Genomic DNA, 17,971 nt, shown 5'->3' with positions numbered 1-17,971 from the left:
GTTTTTCTTTTTGTTTCCTCTTTTATTCGAGTATCAGTTTGCCTTCGGTAACTTTTGAAACAACTTCAACCTCAAAATCGGGCGTGTAATTCATGATATAAAGGGTGTGGTTCATCAATCCACCAAATTCTTCAACCCGTTGAAAATTAAAATCGCCCTGTAACACTTGTCCATCGTAATGTTCAATGCAGGAAACAAAGCCGGTACCAAATTCATGGTAGGCACCAATGAAAAAGTTGGCCACATCGTAGCCTCTAAAACTAAAGCGATTGGGTTCGCTGTAAAAATGCTTCCGGTATTGCACAATGAAACGGTTAACATTGCTATCGGAATAATCAATGTAATTGGCCGTGAGGTAGTGCAGCTTTAAACGATGGTAATAGCTGGTATTGATGCTGGCAAAACCCGGATAATCGCTCATTCCTACCAGGGTAATGTTATACTCTTCCGAAAGGACATACAAACTGTTAATGGCACGGCTTAGAAGGGCTTCCCGTTCATTTGGGTCTTCGCTTGCAGGAATAAAAATTACATTCTCCCGATCATGTATCAGGTTTTTCTTTACCTGCCAATAGCCCAGATGACCGCCCTCGGTGAAATCAACTTCGGTAAACAAAATATCCTCCTGCTGTTTGTAAATACCCGAGCTAAAGAAGCGCTTCCTAACCAGGTCAACCAGATCGTCTTCTTTAAGTTGGGTCGTACTACCCAGCGTCATAATAATGAAGTTTTTATCGTAATAGGCATCACCAATAAAATCGGCAGTTTTTCTGATTATGTATTCCTTCGAAGGGTTCACCTGAAGGTAAAACGGATTCTTGTCAAGCAGGTCATCCTCAGGCGCCAGCGGTGAAATCATCGGGATCTGATTTTTATAGGAAAAATCAGCTACTGTTTTTTGCAACCTCACATCAACAGGACCGATAATCAGGTCGGCTTCGTGCAGACGGCTGTTGTTAACAATTGAATCGATTATCGTTCGTTCGTACTCGCTGTCGAACAAATCGAGCTGCACTTTTACTCCTTTCCGCTCCATATCATTGAGCCCAATCAGAAAGCCCTGTAAGAAATTTACAAAGTAAGCCGAGTGAGGATAAAGCGATCGGATTTCTCTTACTTTCATCGAATCAATCAGCACCGTATCGCGTAAACCGCTGAGTGAGTCAATTACCACCTGAAAATACTGATTCATGATGGCAGCATCAGACCAACTGCGCTCTTTCAGCTCTGCCAACTCTTCATCACTTCGTTTGACCAGGTTGTAGTTTATATTTTGACTGTAAAACAAAGGCAGAAACATGGCAATGCGAAGGGTGTCGTTTTCATTACCGGGTCCAAAACATTCTATTTTAGCATCCTCCTTCACCTCAAAAATAACTTCAGGCTTCATGGGAAAAATGGTATCAGCTTCCTCAGCTTGAGGTGTGCTTCTTTCCTGGGCTTCCACTTCTGAATCAACGTTTTTCTCCGTTTCAGCAATAGTTTGGTTTTGCCTGGGTAACCACAATGTTTCTCCGGCAATCAATCCTCTTACTTTCAATTCAGGATTAAGTGAACGAATATCAATAATTTCAACATTGTATTTTTTCGAAATACTGTAAAGTGTTTCTCCGGAAAGAACATGATGACTGATAAAATCCTGGCGGTTCACAGGAACGACTTCCACTCGTTGAACCGAAGGTATTTTAATGATCAACCCGGCGAGCAAACCATCGTTTAACTCAGGATTCATTTCAATAAGCTGCTCCCGATCGACATTGAAGCGTCGCTTGTAGGAATAAAAAGTATCACCGGTTTCAACCCGGTGCATGAAAAAATCACCCCCGTCGACCGCCGCTTGCGATTCATCGACCAAAAGCCTGAATTTGGGAATTTTTATGATTACACCGATTTCAACCTGATCCTGAATTTGCGGATTTAACTCAAAAATTTCGTTTACGCGGGCATCGTAACGACGCGCAAGGGAATAGGCATTTTCACCTTCCTGTACCTTGTGATAATAAAAATCATTGTCTTCGCGAAGTAAACCATCGACAGCTTCTCCTTCATAATCCTTCGGAATACGGATGATCTCATTCTCAAGCAAAGCACTTTCGGCCTCGGGATTGAAAAAATAAATGTTATCGATTGGAATATTGTACCGCCTCGAAAGCGAATAAATGGTTTCCGACTTTTTTACAACATGATAAATGAAATGAGTCGGCTCACTTGAAGGTTCTTCCTGCTCTTGCGGCTTGTAAGGAACCTTGAGGGTATCGCCCTGCTTCAATCCAAATATCAGCTGCGGGTTGGCATTTACAAGCTCCTTTTGTTCAACACCATAGCGTTTCCCAATCGAAAACAGGGTTTCGCCGCTTTCCACTTCATGTAGCAGGTACTTTTCCCCATCCACAGTAACGATTTCAGAAGTACGATAGTTTTGAGCAAACAGGGGCCCATTAACTGCAATTGTAAAAACAATGGAAAATAAGCACAAAAAAATCTTCATCAATTTATTTCTTTATCAATCGTGATTTGGTTTACGAAAGTAAAAAATGTTCATTGATTAACCTTCGGCCATCACAAGATTATTAACGCAATAGTAGCTAAAAAATGATGAAGCGCTCCGAAAAAAATACAGATAATTGACTCCCTTCAATCAAAAGTAATACAAAAACTGAATTGAAGCATTTAATTTATATTTTTGCGTGTTAGATCAAACCCTGAACTAAAAAATCAATCTAATTCAGGCAACTTTAATTCGGTATGTCAGAAAAAAACTTTGTCGAACAGCTGAAAAACCCCGCCACCAGGCGAATTGCCTTTAATGAACTGCTTAAAAGGTATCAGGAAAAGCTGTATTGGCATGTCAGGAAAATTGTAATCAGCCACGACGACACCGACGACATACTTCAAAATGTGTTCATTAAAGTTTGGAATAATATTGATGGATTCCGTGAAGAATCGAACCTGTATACCTGGCTCTTCAGAATCGCCACCAACGAATCGCTCACCTTTCTGGCCCGCCAAAAAAAGAGAAATATTTTTACAGGGAGTGAAAATGACTATCTGACTGAAAATTTAAAAAGCGATGCCTATTTTGACGGCAGTGAAATTGAACGTAAGCTGCAGGAAGCCATTCTTAAACTCCCCGACAAACAACGCCTGGTATTTAACATGAAGTATTTTGATGAAATAAAATACAACGACATGGCGGAAATACTCGATACTTCGGTAGGAGCGCTAAAAGCATCGTACCATCATGCAGTAAAAAAGATTGAAGAAATGCTAAAAAACAGTGAATAAGACATCAAGCATATTAAACCTTTCACTGAAGAAAGAGTCGAAAATGAGCAAAAAGGCAGAGAAAATGAAAAAAGAAAGTAAGATACCTCACCAACAAGCAAGTGATCGACGGGTTCCTTTCAAGGTTCCCGAAGGCTACTTTGACACCTTTGCAGAAAGGCTGATGGAACAGATTGATGCCCCAGATGAAGAAAAACAAGGGAAAAAATTGCTGTTTCGGGTTATCAGGCCCATGCTCGCAATGGCTGCCAGCTTTACCATCATTTTCATGCTTGTTTACTATTCGACACAGGTGTATGAGCGAACAAATAATCAACAGTCGTTGACTCAGCTTGATAGCGAGGACAACTATTTCGATCTGTTTCACATTAACGATCACAGCATGCTAATGGCTTTCGAAAATGTGGAGCCTGGTAACGAATACAACGAAGAGATTATGGAAACCTACCTTATGGCATCGGTCTCTGACATAGAACTAATTGAATTAAGAAATCACTGATTACGAAGCAAATACATTTTTTGAACAGATAAAACAGTTAATATGAGGCTGAAATTAAGCATAGGATTGATATTATTTACCCTCACTTTGAATGCCATGGCAGGCATGCGCATGCAGGGAAAATTTGATTATGACAAGTTTAAGGCCGAAAAAGTTGCCTTCATCACCGAAGCGATAGATCTCACTCCCGGGGAAGCACAAAAGTTCTGGCCTGTATACAATGAGTTTGAGCGCAAACGCTGGGAACTCATGAAAGAACACCGCGAACTGGACAAATCGCTTCAAGAAGACCTGAAGAAAATGTCGGAAAAAGAATACATTGAATTATCACGTAAACTGGCTTCCTTTCCACATCAGGAAGGAGAACTGGTAGTTGAATACAATGAGAAATTCCTGAAGATACTCTCTCCCAAAAAGGTGGTCGAATTGTATGTAGCCGAGCTGGATTTCAGAAACACCATGCTACGCAAATACCGTGACCACGATCGAAAAAAAGATTAAATAAAACAAGACCATAGTTAGGAGACTATAGAAAAATCCCGCTAATGCGGGATTTTTTATGCTTTTAACAGGCTTATTAATTCGTCAGTACCAATGCGCTGCTGTTCTCCACTGGCCATATTTTTCAAGGTAAGCTCTCCGCTGCTGATTTCCGATTCACCCGCCAGCACTACAAAAGGAATGTTTTGACGGTTGGCATAATTCATCTGCTTTTTCATTTTTGCTGCTTCGGGATAAATTTCACAGGCAATGCCTGAGGCCCTAAGCCTGTGTAATACTGGCAGCAAATATGCTTCTTCCTTAGGTCCAAAGTTTACAAAAAACACCTTCGCTGAAGCAGTAGCCGTTTCTGGGAAAAGCTTAAGCTGATCCATGACATCAAAAATACGGTCGGCACCAAACGAAATACCCACACCCGAAACACCCGGCAAACCAAAAATCCCGGTCAGGTCGTCGTAACGACCACCACCCGTTATGCTGCCTATTTCAACATCGTTGGCCTTCACTTCAAAAATTGCTCCGGTATAATAATTCAGTCCCCGGGCAAGTGTCAGATCAAGTTCAACTGCCATATTGAGCTGCAACTTATCGATGTATGAAAACAAGATGTTCATTTCTTCAAGTCCCCTGGCTCCGGTTTCAGATAAAGCAATTACACCGGCAATTTGCTCCAACTTTTGCCGATTGTCTCCTTTCAGTCCAAATACAGGTTGCAGAAGATCAATAGAAGCATCGCTCAAACCTTTTTCTTTTAATTCCTGGTTTACTTTTTCCAATCCAATTTTATCGAGTTTGTCGATGGCCACCGTAAGATCGGTCAGGCGGTTGGAAGCTCCAATAGTTTCAGCAATACCTGCCAGAATCTTTCTGTTATTAATTTTCAGCGTCACCGCAACATTCAGGCGCTTAAACACCTCATCAACAATCTGCACCAACTCGGCTTCGTTGAGCAGTGAATCGCTTCCAATCACATCTACATCGCATTGATAGAATTCACGGTAGCGTCCCTTCTGTGGACGGTCAGCCCGCCATACCGGCTGAATCTGATACCGCTTAAAAGGAAATACCAGCTCGTTGCGGTTTTGTACAACAAAACGTGCAAAGGGAACAGTTAAGTCGTAGCGAAGTCCTTTTTCAGAAATTTCATTGGTCAGCTTCACCGAATTTTTTGACTGGAGTAGCTGATCAGGTACTTTTCCGGCAAAATCACCCGAATTCAGTACCTTAAACAACAGCTTATCCCCTTCGTCACCATACTTCCCCATTAAAGTCGAAAGATTTTCCATGGCCGGTGTTTCAATGGGTTGAAACCCATACAGCTGAAATACCGCTTTGATGGTATCGAAAATATAATTACGACGGGCCATTAAAGCCGGGAAGAAATCTCTTGTTCCTTTTGGAATGGATGGTTTCTGTGCCATTGTTTCATTTTTGTTAAAGTGCTGCAAAATTAATGAAACAAAACCGAGCTGCCAATATTTCTCCACACCGATCAAACATTCTGTTGGTTTTTATCGACACAAAAAGGCTGTTCACCGACTATAACTGATCGATCGTAGAATAGACCGCAAGAAAACTTTAGACTTAAAAATAGTTTTCTATATTTGCAGGCTCAATAAAACGACAATGGATTTAAGAGAAAACATCATACAAAAAGCTGGTGAATTATTTACAATTAATGGCATCCGACAGGTGACCATGGATACCATTGCCCAGTCGCTCGGTATATCCAAAAGAACCATTTACGAAAACTTTAAGGATAAAAATGACCTCTTACTTAATTTTCTGAGTGAAGCCATAATGAATCACAAAAAAAAGTCGATAAAGATCATGAAAAATGCTGATAATGTGATCGATGCCTTGTTTCTTTTTGGAGATTTCAACCAACGGGTTTTCAACAAAATCAATCCGGCATTTTTTGACGACATAAAAAAATACCATCCCGACATTTTTCACAGCATCCTGAACAGCGGGCAAACAAGAAACCACGAAATAACTTACACCATATTGAAACGAGGAATTAATGAAGGAATCTTCAGAAAAGAAATCGATATTGAAATCGCCAATCTTTATATTCATCACTCCATGGAGTTTTTTCACAAAATAGAAAAGGAACAGCAATGTTCACATGCCAAAATCTGGCATTCGGTACATCTCCCTTATTTACGGGGTATTTGCACTGAAAAAGGCCAGGAACTGGTGAATAAGCTTGTTAACAAACATGAAAACTTAGAAAACAATTAAAGTTTTAACAACATGAATGCCATGAAACACATTATTCTTTTATTTTTCATTTTTTCGGTTTACCTGTCATTCGGCCAGCAAAGCATTCAGCTTTCGCTTACCGAAGCACAGGAATATGCTATTGAGCATAACCTAACTCTCAAGAACGCCCGGCTTGACCTGACGCTATCGGACGAAAGCTACAAGGAAGCCGTTTCGAAAGGCTTGCCGCAAATTGATGCCAACCTCGACTGGATGACGTATTTCGGTTACGAAATGGAATTCAGTTTTGGAGGTGATGAAACGCCAACATTTACTGCAGAGCAGTTGAGTGAAGCCGCCTCACAAACCATGAATCAGTTTAGCGGCAATCAGGCCATGGGGCTCGAAGCCGTTACTTACCAGGACCTGTATAATTACCAGGCCGGAAGTTATTACAACAACATGCTCTCTTCGATGATTGGCCCCACCACCATCAAAATGACCGATGCTTCGACAGCCACCCTGCAGATAGGGCAATTGTTGTTCAGCGGACAATACTGGGCAGGCATCAAACTGGCCCGCCTGGGAAAGGAGATCGCTGAGAAAGGACTGGAAAATTCCATGCTCGAAATCAGGGAAGCCGTCACCAACAGCTACATGATGGTATTGGTTACCCGACAAACGATTGAAACCTTCGAGGCATCAATCGCCAACCTGGAAGAGATAATGGGACACACCCGTGCCATGTACGAAAATGGCATGGCCGAACCAACCGATGTCGACCAGCTGAGCATGCAGGTAACCATGCTCAAAAACAATTTGCGCAGCATGAACCGGGGACTTAAAATGACTCAAAACATGTTGAAATTTCAATTGGGAATTGACACACAGACCGAGATCATTCTGAGCAACCAGCTTGAAGATGTACTTGCCCTCATCGACCCCGAAAACTTTAACACAGGTTTCAGTTTCGAGAACAGCCTTGCTTACCAGCTTACCCAAAGCCAGACAAAAATGTCGGAAGAAATGCTCGACATGGAAAAATGGGCTTATGCGCCGACCATCACCGGCTTCTATACCTATAACCAGAAATTGCTGACCACCGGATTTGACATGACTCCCAACCACATGGCCGGAGTCACCCTGAGTTTACCTGTTTTTTCAGGAGGAACCAGAAAACACAAGGTAGCCCAGGCAAAAATCGAACTTGAAAAAGCAATCAACCAGCAAAGCATGGTGGAAGAACAGCTGAAATTACAGGAAGAACAACTCTTGTACGACCTTAAAACCGCAGCCGAAAACTACCAGGCCCAAGGTGAAAACGTTGAAGTGGCCAAACGGGTTTATCAGAACATCCAAAACAAATACGAACAGGGAATGGCCTCAAGCCTCGATCTGACACAAAGCAACAGCGACTACCTGCAGGCTGAATCGAACTACATTCAATCGGTAATGTCACTGATTCAGGCCAAGGTAGCCCTCGACAAATTGTACAATCAACTTTAAAAAACAATAAAAAACATCATAATGAAACGAATTATCATTACATCGGCCATCGCATTGTTTTTAATGGCCTGCGGACAGGAAGCAGCAAAAGAAACAGCCAGCACCGAAGCGGCAAGCCCTGCTGAACGAATATATCCGGTAAAAGTGCAGACACTTGAATTAAGCGAAATCGATAAGGTAATTGAATACCCTGCCAATCTGGAACCTTTCGAACAACTGTATTTTGCACCTGCTTCGCCAGGCAAAATCAAAAAAATCCATGTAGAAGTAGGCGACCGGGTTAAAAAAGGGCAACTACTGGTCTCAATGGATGAAACCCAGTTGATACAGGCAAAAATACAGCTTGAAAGTTTGAAGACCGATTTCGAACGTATGAAGAAACTGCTTGAAACCAACAGCATTGCCCAACAACAGTTCGACCAGATTAAAACTCAATACGAGGTAACAAAGTCGAACATTGAATTTCTCGAGGAAAATACAATTCTGGAAGCTCCGTTTGACGGAATTATCACTGCAAAGTATTTCGAGAATGGAGAAATCTACAGTGGAGCACCCAACACACAAGCAGGCAAAGCCGCCATTGTGACGCTTGAACAAATTTCGTTTTTAAAAGCCACACTGAATGTTTCCGAACAATACTTCAATCTGCTTAATGATGGAGACGAGGTGAGTATAACAACCAATGTTTATCCGGGTGAAGTATTTCCCGGAACCATTATGAATATTTTTCCAACCATCGATCCTCTAAGCCGTTCATTCAGTATTGAAGTGAAGATTCCCAACAGAGATCAGCGTTTGCGCCCCGGAATGTTTACCCGCGTGAGCATGATTACTCAAAGCGCCGAAACCATTGTTGTGCCGGCCATTACGGTAATGCAGCAGGAAGGCACCAACAAACGTTACATTTTCATCAATAAAAACGGCGTTGCCAAACGAATTAATATCACCATTGGAAGGCGTTTCGATGACCGATTTGAAATCATTTCCGATGAAATCGAAGCCGGCGACCAGCTTATAGTTGCCGGTCAGGCAGTATTGATGGACAATGACAAGGTAGAAGTCAAAAATTAATTTTAAAGAAATACAACAATGAGTATATACAGAGACGCAGTAAAGAAGCCGATAACCACCGCACTCATTTTTGTGGGAGTGATGATATTCGGACTCTATTCATTGCGGCAGGTCCCCGTAGACCTCTATCCCGAAATGGAGATACCGGCCATCACCATTTATACGCTTTACAGTGGTGCCAATGCCTCCGATATTGAAACCAATATCACCAAACCCATCGAAGATGCACTATCGTCGGTAAGCGACATGAAGGAAATTTCGTCGACCTCGCGCGACAATGTTTCACTGGTAACCGTCGAATTTGAGTGGGAAACCAACCTCGACGAAGCAGCCAACGACATCAGAGATGCACTTTCGTTTATAGAAGGATTCCTGCCTGAAGATGCTGAAGATCCTACCATCTTCAAGTTCAACTCGAGCATGATGCCCATTCTTTTCTATGCGGTTACTGCCGATGAAAGCCTCGAAGGGCTCGACGAGATCATCGATGAGAAGGTAGTAACACCGTTGAATAAAATCGACGGCATCGGGTCGATTGGCTTATCGGGTGCCCCCGAAAGAGAAATCACCATCGAGATCGATCCCGTTAAAATGGAAGCCTACAACCTCACGGTTGAGCAAATTGGCAATGTACTGGCCGGCGAAAACCTGAACATGCCCTCGGGTAGCATCGAAATGGGAAAAATGGAATATCCGGTTCGTGTGAAAGGTGAATTCGATGACAGTTATGAAATTGGTAACCTTGCTGTAGGCAACTTCAATGGAACCACCATTCTTCTTAAAGACGTTGCCCATGTTATTGATGACATGCGCGACATGAACATTGAGGAGAAGATCAATGGCGCTACCGGTGCCCGGATGTTTGTTATGAAACAATCGGGAGGAAACACCGTTCGCATTGCCCGCGATGTTAAAAAGGAACTGGAAAAAATAAAGAAAACGCTCCCCGATGATATCAAAATCGAAACCATTTTCGACTCTTCTGAATTTATCAGCGGATCGATCAGCAACCTGGCAACCACCCTCTTTTATGCACTGGTATTTGTAACCCTGGTAGTACTATTGTTCCTGGGACGCTGGAGAGCGACCTTTATTATTGTACTTACCATTCCCATTGCGCTGATCGTTTCCTTCATCTACCTTTACATGACAGGAAACTCGATCAACATCATTTCGCTCTCTTCGCTGGCCATCGCCATCGGAATGGTGGTAGACGATGCCATTGTGGTTCTCGAAAACATCACCAAACACATTGAAAGGGGCAGTAGTCCGCGCGAAGCAGCCATTTATGCCACCAATGAAGTATGGCTGGCAGTAATAGTTACCACACTTACTGTTGTGGCCGTGTTCTTCCCGCTTACACTGGTTGGTGGCATGACCGGCGTACTGTTCCGTCAGTTGGGTTGGATTGTTTCCATCACGGTAGTAACATCAACCCTGGCAGCAATTACGCTCACTCCCATGCTGAGTTCTAAAATGCTCCGTTTGCGCGTTCGTAATAAAGCTCCCCGCCGACTAAGCTACGACCGAACCATCAAACCGGTTCTCGACAGCCTGGATAATTTTTATGGCCGTTCGTTAAAATGGGCCTTAAGGCGCAAGGCGCTTGTTCTGATTGCTTCGCTGGTACTTTTTATTGGTTCGTTTTTCTTTGCCGGAGGTATCGGTGCCGAATTCATTCCCGAAACCGACTCGAGCAGTATTACGGCCAATATTGAACTGCAAACCGGAACGCGCTTCGAAGAATCATCGGTCATTGCCAATCAGATTGAAGAATACATCAAAAAGGAAATGCCCGAAGCCCGGCTCTATTCAGCATCGACCGGTTCGGACGACCGTGGTGGAGTGAATTCGCTGTTCCAATCATCAGGTTCACACATTATTAATTACACCATTTCGTTGACCAAACCGGAGACACGCGATCGATCGGTTTGGGATCTTGCTGAAAACATGCGAAGTTATCTCGATCAGCTGCCTGAAATCACCAATTACAAGGTCACCACTCAGGCCAATACCGGAATGGGCGGAGAACAGAATGTACAGGTTTCATTGTATGGTTACGACTTTGAAAGCACAACTGCTTTTGCCAACGAAATCAAAACAAGAATTGAGAAAATTGATGGTGCACGCGAAGTGGCTATTAGCCGCGATAAGTTTAAGCCCGAACTTACCGTAAAACTCGACCGTGAAAAACTGGCGCTGCACGGACTCTCAACAGCACAGGTATCGATGATGGTGCGTAATCGCATTGAAGGGATGACCGCCACCCGCTTCCGCCAGTTTGGCGACGAATACGATGTAGTGGTTAAATTCGATGAAAAACATCGTAGTTCGATCACCGATCTTGAGAACTTCCTCATTATGACCCCTGCGGGCAGTGGTGTACGACTTAAAGAACTGGGCCAGGTAATCGAAACCATGACTCCGCCAAGCATCGAACGCAACCGCAAGCAGCGGGTGGTCAATGTTACTGCCGTGCCATATCAAAAATCGCTGGGACAACTTGCAATTGAAATACAGGCAGAACTCGACCAGATGGATGTGCCCCAAGGAATCACCCTGGAAGTGGGAGGTGCCTATGAAGACATGACAGAATCGTTCGCTGATCTTGGGCTTTTGGCTTTGCTTTCAATACTACTTGTATTTATAGTAATGGCCAGTCAGTTTGAATCATTCAAAATGCCATTCATTATTATGTTATCGATTCTGTTCATCATTCCGGGTATCATATTTACCCTGCTTATCACCGGCACCAACCTCAGCATTATTGCTGCACTCGGGGCCGTACTGCTGGTAGGTATTGTGGTTAAAAACGGAATTGTACTGGTTGACTACATCAACCTGATGCGCGACAGAGGCATTGAATTGAACAGGGCCATTATCGAATCGGGGAAATCGCGTCTGCGCCCGGTATTAATGACCGCGCTGACCACCATGCTGGGTATGCTGCCGATGGCGCTTAGCCAGGGCGAAGGTTCCGAAATATGGAGTCCTATGGGAATTGCTGTAATTGGCGGCTTGATTTTCTCTACTGTTGTTACCATGATTTTGGTCCCGGTAGTTTACGCCATGATGGCCCGTAAAGGCGAAAGGGATAAACAGGAAAGTCTGCGTAAAAAGTTTGTTTTTATGGACAATTAAACACCACCAGGAAAATTAAAAATATCGATATGAAATCAGTTTTTATAAGCTATAACCAGGCCTTTACCGAAAGGGTCGACTTTATGCTCGACCGGCTCGAGATCAGAGGCTACACGCAGTGGATTGATGTCAAAGGCCGTGGCTCAGTCGACGGAGATCCTCATTTGGGAACCCACACCTGGCCCGAAATTAACAATGCCATCATGGCCATTGTCGAAGAGGAAAAGGTTGAGGTATTGCTCGATAAAATCAAGAAGTTGAATCAGGTTAATACAGAAGTCGGCATCAGGGCTTTTGTTTGGAATATTGAGCAAACAGTTTAGCAGGCTGTTAAAGGGTTTAAAATAATTTTAGTAGTTTTTCAAAGTATTTTTACTCTCTGCAAAGGGGCCACATTCGGTGAGCCCCTTTCTTTTTTTTCAACTTACACCTTAAACTGGGGGTATTCTTCAAAATAAAGGCTTTTTACAACCTTTCACATAAGTTTATATATTTATGTTTTTAATAGATTTTTGTAATCTTTTTCTTGTTTTTAATATCTTTTTGACTATTATTGCGGCATGTTCGTGTTAAAAATAAATTCTTGTCAAATCATAAACGAAGATAAAATGTGTGGAATTGTAGGCGTATTTGAATTAAAAGTTGATCCGCAGGGCCTTCGACAACAGGTTCTCGAACAGTCGAAAAAATTGAGGCATCGTGGCCCCGACTGGTCTGGAATTTATTGCGGCGAAAAAGCAGTGATCGCTCATGAGCGGCTTTCGATTGTCGATCCCGAATCGGGAGGACAACCGCTCTACAACAAAGACAAGTCACTAATTCTGGGAGTCAACGGTGAAATTTATAATCACAGGGAAATAAGGGAGGCCACCGCCGGCTCCTATGAATACCAGACAGGTTCCGATTGCGAAGTGATCCTTGCCCTTTACCAGGAAAAGAAAGAACATTTTCTCGATGATTTAAACGGCATTTTTGCTTTCTGTTTGTACGACGAAAAAGAAGATGCCTATTTAATCGGTCGTGATCACATTGGCATTATTCCCCTGTACATGGGCTGGGATCAACATGGTAACTTTTATGTCGCTTCGGAACTCAAGGCGCTCGAAGGTTATTGCAGCAAGATTGAAGAGTTTCCTCCTGCCAGTTACCTCTACAGCAAGGACGGAGTGATCAAACGCTGGTGGACACGCGACTGGATGGATTATGAGCAGGTTAAAGACAACGAAAGCAGCATTGAAGAACTGGGAAAGGCACTCGAAGAAGCTGTTCACCGTCAGCTCATGTCGGACGTTCCTTATGGCGTATTGCTATCAGGCGGTCTCGACTCTTCGATTACCTCGGCACTGGCCAAAAAATTTGCTGCCCGGCGCATCGAGGAACACGATCAGAAAGATGCCTGGTGGCCTCAGCTTCACTCCTTTGTTATCGGTCTCGAAGGCTCTCCCGATCTGGCAGCTGCCCGCAAAGTGGCCGATCACATCGGCACCATTCATCACGAAATTACTTACAGCATACAGGAAGGGCTCGATGCCATCCGCGATGTAATTTATCACATCGAAACCTACGATGTAACCACCATCAGGGCATCAACTCCCATGTACATGCTGGCAAGGGTCATTAAATCGATGGGGATTAAAATGGTGCTTACCGGCGAAGGAGCCGATGAAATTTTTGGCGGCTATTTGTATTTCCACAAAGCACCCAATGCCGAAGAATTTCATAAGGAAACCCTTCGTAAACTAAATAAACTGAATCTTTACGACTGCCTACGGGCCAACAAATCGCTGGCCGCCTGGGGCGTTGAAGGACGGGTTCCTTTCCTCGACAAGGAATTTATGGATGTGGCCATGCGCCTTAATCCAAAGGACAAGATGGCCGGGAGCAATGGTAAAATGGAAAAGTGGGTGGTACGAAAAGCCTTTGAGGATGTACTACCCGAAAGTGTTGCATGGCGCCAGAAAGAACAATTCTCCGACGGGGTTGGCTATGGCTGGATTGATACACTGAAACAAATTGCAGAAGATCAGGTAAGCGACGAAATGATGCTCAATGCAAAATACCGCTTTCCAATCAATACCCCCCAATCGAAGGAGGAATACCATTACAGAACCATTTTCAGTGAGCATTTCCCGAGCGATCAGGCTGCCGCCTGTGTTCCCTCGGTAAAATCGATTGCGTGCAGCACAGCTGAAGCCCTGGCCTGGGATGCATCGTTTATGAACAATGCCGATCCTTCGGGACGGGCAGTAACCAATGTACACGAAAAAGGTACCGTATTCAAAAAATAGTTATTCAAATTAAATACAAGAGAAGGAAGAAGGAAGGAAGTGACTACGGTGGCTTCTTTCTTTTTTTATCAGTGAATGCTGGAAACAAAAAAAGGGGCATTACTGCCCCCCCTTTCAAAACTCAAAAAGTCAGGTTATGACTTAGTCTTCGTGATATCCACTCACTATGCTTTTATAATTCTTAAACGGATTTTTTCCAACCGAAGCTACGTAAAGATGAATGATCAGAAAAAGTGAAATCATAAATCCCATTGTTGCATGTAAAATTGCAGTTAGCATAATACCACTTGATCCCAGCACCCTTTCAATAATAATTTCGGGATACAGTAAAGCAAGACCTGTAATAATCACCAGGGGTACAAAGCCATACATGGCCGATACATAAGCAACCCTTTGCAAAGGATTGAACTTATTATCCCTACTGATGGGAAATGGTTTTGCTTCTCCCTTAAAATAGCCAAAGAGATAATACTTCGACTGAAGTATCAACCGTTCGACCAGCCCTTTCATTTTTAAAAGGTAGGCCCTGCCATTGCTTGTCGTCAGGTTAGCAATAAAGAAGAACAAATAGTTAACGGCTGTAATCACACCGAAAATATTGTGAAGGTATACTGCAAGTTCAAAACTCAACAGCGGATTTTCGACACTGGAATATTGCATGCTTATTCCTGATATAATCAGAATAATGATCGACAGCGCATTGATACCATGCCAAATACGCAACCACTTCGGATAGAGGTACAATTTTTCTCCACTCATAACTACTTGCGTTTTACTATTCTTACTACAACATGAATTGCAATAAAGAATAAGGTGATACCAAAAATGGCAATACTGGCAACATTCAGAAAGCGACTGCGGTGTGCTCCAATCACATAAGCTTCGTTTTTAAACGCAGCTTTAAGTCCATCTTCTTCTCTCGATTCCTTCGACAGGTATTTATACAATTTAGCCTGTAGCATATTATCCTGAGAGTGACACTCGGCACAGTTTTTTACTGCCAGGTCCTTCGAGAGTATTTTATGAGCTACCATCATGGTGTCGTTGGTAGCCGTATGACACTCGATACACCTTACATTTTTAAAGTGCAACGACTGATTAGGCAACCAACTATGTGTTTCGATAATTTCGGGCTGTTCATTACTGGTGTAAACATGATATCTTTCCTGATCACCATGACAGCTTAAACACATGTTGTTTCCAAAGCTGACGATTTCTTCGATGTTGTATTGTTGGCTGGTGGCTACCAGTTTGTTGGTGTGTGGATCGTGACACATTTCACATTTGAAGGCATCACCCATGCGTTCGGCATGGACACTTTCCAGGGCAGCCGTCTCAATTTCGTCAAAACCCAAATGTGCATAAGTGGGGTCTCCGCCGTGACAATCCTGACAGGTATATTTGAATTCCAGCTTTAATTCTGCATTGTGCGGATAAGTAGCATAATCGGGCGAATGACAATCGTCGCACGAGAATACGCCATGCACCCCGGTACGGTAGGCCGTCGAGTCGATTCGCAAAAACGGATTCATCCGCTTTGTTTCACTGGCATCAGTAAAATAGTTCTCAAAACTATAATACTGCTCACCGTGACAACTCAAACAATGCTGAGTTGCCTCAGTGAGCACTACTTCTTCATTTTGCGCATGCAAACTCAAAGCAGGAAATCCAAATCCAATCATTAAAAGCATGCAGCCCCAAAAGGTTTGTTTCATTATGTATGGTTTTGGATTCCTGAGTTAGAAATTATTTACTTCTTCAACGAACGCAAATACATAATTACTGCCCAACGATCTTCCTCATCAGGAATTTTCGACTCGTAATTAGGCATCTGGTCACGACCGATGATGGTCTGATAATAAAGCGTTCCGTCATTCTGCTTCTGAAACTCGGCAGAGCTGAAGTCACCAGGGAATACATCAAGGTTACGGGCTTTTGGACCATCGCCAAGACCTGCATTTCCGTGGCATGAACGGCAATGCTTCATGTATAAACCTTTACCAATATTTACCAGTGATTTGTCATCGGCATAAGGGTTTTCCATTTTCTGATATTTTTCAGGAATATCCCATGCTGCCCCCTTCTTTTGTCCTTCTACCTGAGGTGTAAATGACGACATCGAAATGATGAACATTACACCTACTAAACTTAACATGATTGCTGATAATCGTTTCATAATATATGAATTTAAAGGTTACTATTTAAAAACTCCATAAGCGTGTGATGGTAAATCCAATTGCAAAATTACTCAGCGCCAGATCATTGTAATTATTCACCATGATGTCCTGCATCAGCGCTCCACTGTAAGGTCCGGCAAAAATCTGGAACGCATGCGTACTGGTTGAAATCTCAAGTCCGGCAGCAATGTTGGGTGAGGTATTTTCCCCATCCTTGTTGCGTAAAATTAAAAGTGGAAGGGGCTGGTCGTAATTGAAAATAAAGGCCATTTGAGGCGAGAATTTCATACGTCCGTTCAGGTGTACTCCCACTTTATCAAAGTCTGACTTGGTGCGATCGACCATGTTGTAGTGAGCAAAACTCGCGCCAAGTTGTAATGAAAGCCAATTATTAAATTTACGGCTGGCAATGGCCTGGGCAAAATAAGAAAAGCGACCGCTAAATGAATAGTCTTTGCCGAAATAGCTTTCGGGCTGCCCGTTTACAGCAGCCACGCCATAAAAGGTAAGTGCAACCGGAAAGGTATTTTCACGGGTTTGCTCGAAAGCGGTCCACTTCACATTGAAATCGTTGGTCATGTTGGTTTTGGTCAATCCCCAGCCTAATTGTACGTTATTGTACACAACATAATTGAATCCAATTCGAACATTGGCTCCGGGAGCATAAATACCGAAAAGGTCTTTAACCCCATTTTCGAAGCTGCCGAATTTATGTTGAATAACGTATTCCAGTGTTTTCACATAAGGAATGTAGGTGGTTTGATTATCGAGCAGATAAGCACTTTCGAATGGTTGACGAACCGGCTTATCGACTGGTTTTTCCACTGCCTCTTCCTGGGCAAAACCTGCAAACAGGAACAAACTGAGTAAAAGGGTTGTATATAATCGTTTCATATTTCCTTCTGTTTTAGTTGTTTTCGGCACCTTGTTCAATCCATGCCAGTATCAGTTGAGCCTGTGCTGCTGTATATTTGGCAGCATGGCTACCGTCGGGTGACGGTTCGGTGTAAATTTCACTATCATCCGGATTCTTGGTGTCAAAATAGCCACCATTGCTCAAACTTTCATAAGCATTCCCGGCACTCAAATCGGGCTGACTCATGGCCGGGTGACAGTTGGTACAGCTTTGTGACTTAAAAATTGGTTCGATGTCGCCCGAGAAACTAACCACTTCGGGAACCTCCGTACCCGATCCGTCATCAGGTACAATGTCGGTATAATGGCAGGCATTCATTGCCACCATCAACAGGATAGCAAAAATCAAATATAAGCTTCGTCTCATGTGTGTATTGTTTTTA

16 protein-coding genes are annotated in these 17,971 nt (G+C 43.1%); 9 read left to right on the top strand and 7 right to left on the bottom strand.

Going from position 1 to position 17,971, the window contains the following annotated elements:
• Window positions 1-22: 22 nt before the first annotated feature.
• Window positions 23-2,488, bottom strand: coding sequence for a PBP1 and LysM peptidoglycan-binding domain-containing protein (locus FHS86_RS03825; RefSeq protein WP_429411324.1), 2,466 nt, complete (start codon window positions 2,486-2,488; stop codon window positions 23-25).
• A gap of 257 nt (window positions 2,489-2,745) precedes the next feature.
• Here FHS86_RS03825 and FHS86_RS03820 point away from each other — a divergent pair, with 257 nt between their 5' ends.
• The 3 genes from FHS86_RS03820 to FHS86_RS03810 all read left to right on the top strand — a co-directional run bounded on the left by FHS86_RS03820 (window position 2,746) and on the right by FHS86_RS03810 (window position 4,285).
• The gene (locus tag FHS86_RS03820) at window positions 2,746-3,285 is read left to right on the top strand and encodes an RNA polymerase sigma factor (protein WP_429411322.1); all 540 of its coding nucleotides are present in this window, start codon (window positions 2,746-2,748) and stop codon (window positions 3,283-3,285) included.
• A gap of 64 nt (window positions 3,286-3,349) precedes the next feature.
• Window positions 3,350-3,784: a hypothetical protein gene (locus FHS86_RS03815; protein ID WP_429411320.1), complete on the top strand. Its 435-nt coding sequence runs from the start codon at window positions 3,350-3,352 to the stop codon at window positions 3,782-3,784.
• Window positions 3,785-3,826: 42 nt separating this feature from the next.
• Window positions 3,827-4,285: a hypothetical protein gene (locus FHS86_RS03810; RefSeq protein WP_429411318.1), complete on the top strand. Its 459-nt coding sequence runs from the start codon at window positions 3,827-3,829 to the stop codon at window positions 4,283-4,285.
• A 56-nt stretch (window positions 4,286-4,341) separates the two neighbouring features.
• Here the strand turns inward: FHS86_RS03810 and hisS are convergent, their stop codons facing one another.
• A complete protein-coding gene (gene hisS / locus FHS86_RS03805) occupies window positions 4,342-5,706 on the bottom strand; it encodes a histidine--tRNA ligase (protein ID WP_429411316.1) in 1,365 nt (454 codons plus the stop codon).
• Between the two features lie 205 nt (window positions 5,707-5,911).
• On the opposite strand from hisS, the gene FHS86_RS03800 reads away from it, so the two are divergent.
• The 6 genes from FHS86_RS03800 to asnB all read left to right on the top strand — a co-directional run bounded on the left by FHS86_RS03800 (window position 5,912) and on the right by asnB (window position 14,496).
• Window positions 5,912-6,529 (top strand): TetR/AcrR family transcriptional regulator, encoded by a 618-nt coding sequence (locus FHS86_RS03800; protein ID WP_429411314.1) that lies wholly within the window; start codon window positions 5,912-5,914, stop codon window positions 6,527-6,529.
• 21 nt (window positions 6,530-6,550) lie between these two features.
• Window positions 6,551-7,996 carry a TolC family protein gene (locus FHS86_RS03795; protein ID WP_429411310.1) on the top strand — a complete coding sequence of 482 codons (1,446 nt, stop codon included), beginning with the start codon at window positions 6,551-6,553 and terminating at the stop codon, window positions 7,994-7,996.
• A gap of 21 nt (window positions 7,997-8,017) precedes the next feature.
• On the top strand, window positions 8,018-9,067 hold the full coding sequence (locus FHS86_RS03790) for an efflux RND transporter periplasmic adaptor subunit (RefSeq protein WP_429411308.1): 1,050 nt from the start codon (window positions 8,018-8,020) through the stop codon (window positions 9,065-9,067).
• Window positions 9,068-9,085: 18 nt separating this feature from the next.
• Window positions 9,086-12,208: an efflux RND transporter permease subunit gene (locus tag FHS86_RS03785; protein ID WP_429411305.1), complete on the top strand. Its 3,123-nt coding sequence runs from the start codon at window positions 9,086-9,088 to the stop codon at window positions 12,206-12,208.
• A gap of 29 nt (window positions 12,209-12,237) precedes the next feature.
• Complete coding sequence (locus tag FHS86_RS03780; protein WP_429411303.1) at window positions 12,238-12,531, top strand: PG0541 family transporter-associated protein; 294 nt, start codon at window positions 12,238-12,240, stop codon at window positions 12,529-12,531.
• Window positions 12,532-12,816: 285 nt separating this feature from the next.
• Entirely contained in the window at window positions 12,817-14,496 is a 1,680-nt protein-coding gene (gene asnB / locus FHS86_RS03775; RefSeq protein WP_429411300.1) for an asparagine synthase B, read from the top strand.
• 141 nt (window positions 14,497-14,637) lie between these two features.
• On the opposite strand, the gene FHS86_RS03770 is transcribed toward asnB, so the two are convergent.
• From FHS86_RS03770 to FHS86_RS03750, 5 genes are read right to left on the bottom strand one after another with little or no spacing between them, the layout of a single operon-like run.
• Window positions 14,638-15,255, bottom strand: coding sequence for a cytochrome b/b6 domain-containing protein (locus tag FHS86_RS03770; RefSeq protein WP_429411298.1), 618 nt, complete (start codon window positions 15,253-15,255; stop codon window positions 14,638-14,640).
• A 2-nt stretch (window positions 15,256-15,257) separates the two neighbouring features.
• Window positions 15,258-16,211: a hypothetical protein gene (locus tag FHS86_RS03765; RefSeq protein ID WP_429411296.1), complete on the bottom strand. Its 954-nt coding sequence runs from the start codon at window positions 16,209-16,211 to the stop codon at window positions 15,258-15,260.
• 35 nt (window positions 16,212-16,246) lie between these two features.
• The gene (locus FHS86_RS03760; protein ID WP_429411294.1) at window positions 16,247-16,672 is read right to left on the bottom strand and encodes a c-type cytochrome; all 426 of its coding nucleotides are present in this window, start codon (window positions 16,670-16,672) and stop codon (window positions 16,247-16,249) included.
• Between the two features lie 25 nt (window positions 16,673-16,697).
• Window positions 16,698-17,567 carry a DUF5777 family beta-barrel protein gene (locus tag FHS86_RS03755; RefSeq protein ID WP_429411292.1) on the bottom strand — a complete coding sequence of 290 codons (870 nt, stop codon included), beginning with the start codon at window positions 17,565-17,567 and terminating at the stop codon, window positions 16,698-16,700.
• Window positions 17,568-17,580: 13 nt separating this feature from the next.
• Window positions 17,581-17,955, bottom strand: coding sequence for a hypothetical protein (locus FHS86_RS03750; RefSeq protein WP_429411290.1), 375 nt, complete (start codon window positions 17,953-17,955; stop codon window positions 17,581-17,583).
• Window positions 17,956-17,971: the final 16 nt, after the last annotated feature.

The sequence above is a fragment of the Roseimarinus sediminis genome (assembly GCF_050433125.1).
In the GTDB taxonomy this organism is placed as follows: domain Bacteria; phylum Bacteroidota; class Bacteroidia; order Bacteroidales; family Prolixibacteraceae; genus Roseimarinus; species Roseimarinus sediminis.
Note: the sequence above shows the minus strand (reverse complement) of the source record. Positions and strands in the feature narration are given on the sequence as shown.

Coding starts and splice junctions, on each gene's coding strand:
- FHS86_RS03760 (WP_429411294.1), bottom strand. CDS start 16,672: ATGAAACGATTATCAGCAATCATGTTAAGTTTAGTAGGTGTAATGTTC.
- FHS86_RS03810 (WP_429411318.1), top strand. CDS start 3,827: ATGAGGCTGAAATTAAGCATAGGATTGATATTATTTACCCTCACTTTG.
- FHS86_RS03825 (WP_429411324.1), bottom strand. CDS start 2,488: ATGAAGATTTTTTTGTGCTTATTTTCCATTGTTTTTACAATTGCAGTT.
- FHS86_RS03755 (WP_429411292.1), bottom strand. CDS start 17,567: ATGAAACGATTATATACAACCCTTTTACTCAGTTTGTTCCTGTTTGCA.
- FHS86_RS03795 (WP_429411310.1), top strand. CDS start 6,551: ATGAAACACATTATTCTTTTATTTTTCATTTTTTCGGTTTACCTGTCA.
- FHS86_RS03815 (WP_429411320.1), top strand. CDS start 3,350: ATGAAAAAAGAAAGTAAGATACCTCACCAACAAGCAAGTGATCGACGG.
- FHS86_RS03820 (WP_429411322.1), top strand. CDS start 2,746: ATGTCAGAAAAAAACTTTGTCGAACAGCTGAAAAACCCCGCCACCAGG.
- FHS86_RS03790 (WP_429411308.1), top strand. CDS start 8,018: ATGAAACGAATTATCATTACATCGGCCATCGCATTGTTTTTAATGGCC.
- FHS86_RS03800 (WP_429411314.1), top strand. CDS start 5,912: ATGGATTTAAGAGAAAACATCATACAAAAAGCTGGTGAATTATTTACA.
- FHS86_RS03785 (WP_429411305.1), top strand. CDS start 9,086: ATGAGTATATACAGAGACGCAGTAAAGAAGCCGATAACCACCGCACTC.
- asnB (WP_429411300.1), top strand. CDS start 12,817: ATGTGTGGAATTGTAGGCGTATTTGAATTAAAAGTTGATCCGCAGGGC.
- hisS (WP_429411316.1), bottom strand. CDS start 5,706: ATGGCACAGAAACCATCCATTCCAAAAGGAACAAGAGATTTCTTCCCG.
- FHS86_RS03750 (WP_429411290.1), bottom strand. CDS start 17,955: ATGAGACGAAGCTTATATTTGATTTTTGCTATCCTGTTGATGGTGGCA.
- FHS86_RS03765 (WP_429411296.1), bottom strand. CDS start 16,211: ATGAAACAAACCTTTTGGGGCTGCATGCTTTTAATGATTGGATTTGGA.
- FHS86_RS03780 (WP_429411303.1), top strand. CDS start 12,238: ATGAAATCAGTTTTTATAAGCTATAACCAGGCCTTTACCGAAAGGGTC.
- FHS86_RS03770 (WP_429411298.1), bottom strand. CDS start 15,255: ATGAGTGGAGAAAAATTGTACCTCTATCCGAAGTGGTTGCGTATTTGG.